The organism is Dietzia aerolata (assembly GCF_014144865.1).
In the GTDB taxonomy this organism is placed as follows: Bacteria; Actinomycetota; Actinomycetes; order Mycobacteriales; family Mycobacteriaceae; genus Dietzia; species Dietzia aerolata.
Genome location: NZ_JAALDM010000253.1, coordinates 2,521 through 4,831, shown reverse-complemented (window position 1 = coordinate 4,831; position 2,311 = coordinate 2,521). Strand labels below are relative to the sequence as shown.

Genomic DNA, 2,311 nt, shown 5'->3' with positions numbered 1-2,311 from the left:
CGCCGACATGAGGCGGTTGTTGCGCTCCACGACGTGCGGGGTCAGGCCGAGCTGGCTCAGGGCGTTGGCGGCCTCGATCCCCAGCAGCCCGCCGCCGATCACCACGCCGACCCCGGCCGACGCACCGGCCTGCGCGCGCTCGGCGGCGGCGCGGATGTCGTCGAGGTCGTCAAACGTACGGTAGACGTGGCATCCGGGCAGGTCATGGCCTTGAACCGGCGGCACGAACGCTCGGGACCCGGTCGCGAGGACGAGGGTGTCGTAGGCCAGCTGCTCGCCCGAGTCGAGCGCGATCGTGCGTGCGCCGGCATCGATCGCCGTGACGCGGAGCCCCGAGCGGACCGTCACCCGCGGATCGGCGGAGTGGGTCGCGTCCTCCATGTGCAGCGCCGCGCGGTCCCACGCGCCGACGTAGGCCGACAGCCCCACCCGGTCGTAGGCGGGGTCGGACTCCTCGCCGATCACCGTGACGGTGATGTCGGCGCGGGCGTGCTTCGAGCTGAGCGTGGAGACGAAACGGTGGGAGACCATCCCGTGTCCGACAACGACGATGTGCTCGGTCATGTGGGTCCTCCTTCGGGCCTGTGCGAATCAGGCTAGGAAGACCGTGTTGCGCCGATGTGGCGTCCGGTCACGGGGCTGTGACGTCTGGTTCACAGCACCGCGCGGCAGGGGTGAGGGGCGACGGTGGTGCGTCGGGCTCGGCCATGATGGGGGAGTGAACGACGACGACAACACCACCAGCCCCGCCTCCTCTGGCCCCGGTGAGCAGCCGCTGCGCGGGAAAACCGTAGCCGTGACGGCCGCCCGGCGGGCCGACGAGCAGATCACCATCCTCGAGCGGCGCGGGGCGACGGTCCTGCACGCGCCGGCGATCAGCACCATCCACCTGTCGGAGGACGCGCTCGTGCGGCAGGCCACCGACCGGCTGCTGGCCGCGCCGGCCGACCTGATGGTGCTCACCACCGCGCCCGGCGTGCGCTGGTGGCTGGAGATCTGCCAGCAGTGGGGCGTGGACGAGGAGATTCTGGCGCTGATGGGGCGGGTGCCGCTGTTCTCGCGCGGGCCCAAGACGACCGGCGCGATCCGGGGCGCGGGCCTGCGCGAATATGCGTCGGCGGTGAGCGAGGCCAGCCCGGAGCTGCTGTCGATGCTGCTCGCCCACGGCGTTGACGGACTCACGGTGGGTGTGCAGGTGCAGGGGACCGGGCAGCAGTGGAACCCCATGTCGGAACTGCTCGACGGCCTGCGCGAGGCAGGCGCGGAGGTGGTGGAGCTGCCGATCTACCGCTGGGAGCCGCCGACCGACCTCGAGGGCTTTGACGAGCTGGTGCGGACCATCGCCCGCGGCGAGGTGGACGGGGTGACCTTCACCTCCGCGCCCGCGGTGATCTCGATGCTGGAGCGCGCGCAGGAGATCGGCATGCACGACGAGCTGCTGGCCGCCCTGCGCGGGCCGGTGGTGGCGCTGTGCGTCGGGCCGGTCACCGCCGAGCCGTTGGTGGAGCTCGATGTGCCGGTGAGCTGCCCCGAGCGGATGCGGCTCGGCTCGCTGATGAAGCACACGACCGAGGTACTCGCCGCGCGCGCGGAGGAGTCAGCGGAGGGCTGAGCGGGGAAGTGAGCGGAGGGCTGAGCGGACGGCCGAGGGCAGCTGATCCCTCTCCTGGGGAGCGGGCTCACTGGAGGGGGAGCCGGCTCACTCGAGCGGCAGCATCCGCGTGACCTCAGCCGAGACCTCGTCGACCTTGTCGATGTTCTGACGAAGCGTGTCCCACTCGCCCTCGGGGATCTGCTTGGCGACCTTGCGCCACACGGCCTTGTCCGGGGTCGCCCACGCAACCGGCATGGGGGAGACGAACTGGTAGAGGTTGTCGCGGCCGCGGGCACTGCGGTTGGCAACCACCGCCACGCAGGGCACGCGCTCGCCGACCTTCGATTCGACGCCTTCGATCGGGTTGCACGGGCGGGCCACCAGTACGGGGACGCCACCGGAGGACCGCTCGACTGCCTGGTCTGCGAGCGCCAGCAGGGTGACCCCGCGCGGGCGGACCTTCGCGATCACCGCCGGGATGACCTCGGACGTGTCGTAGGTGGACTGGATCGAGCCCATGCGGCGGGGGATGTAGAAGATCATCGCCAGACAGCCGACCGCGAACGCGATGGCCATACCGCCGACGATCCAGCCCCACGCCGCCATCCCCGAGGAGACGAGGATCGCGGCGCCCGCGGCGAGGACGAGCACGCCCAGGATGCCGGCGGACACCTGCAGTCGGCGGATCTCGCCGAGGTTCTGGTTGTGCTTGCGGGC

General features: G+C 71.4%; 3 protein-coding genes. 1 reads left to right on the top strand and 2 read right to left on the bottom strand.

Going from position 1 to position 2,311, the window contains the following annotated elements; translation table 11 throughout:
- The coding region (locus G6016_RS14100; RefSeq protein ID WP_182633256.1) for an FAD-dependent oxidoreductase at window positions 1–564 on the bottom strand (564 nt) is incomplete at its 3' end.
- Window positions 565–718: 154 nt separating this feature from the next.
- Here G6016_RS14100 and G6016_RS14095 point away from each other — a divergent pair.
- The gene (locus tag G6016_RS14095; RefSeq protein WP_338403621.1) at window positions 719–1,612 is read left to right on the top strand and encodes a uroporphyrinogen-III synthase; all 894 of its coding nucleotides are present in this window, start codon (window positions 719–721) and stop codon (window positions 1,610–1,612) included.
- A gap of 87 nt (window positions 1,613–1,699) precedes the next feature.
- Here G6016_RS14095 and G6016_RS14090 read toward each other — a convergent pair.
- Window positions 1,700–2,311 (bottom strand): DUF3239 domain-containing protein (locus G6016_RS14090; protein WP_182633254.1); only part of this gene is annotated, 612 nt, incomplete at its 5' end.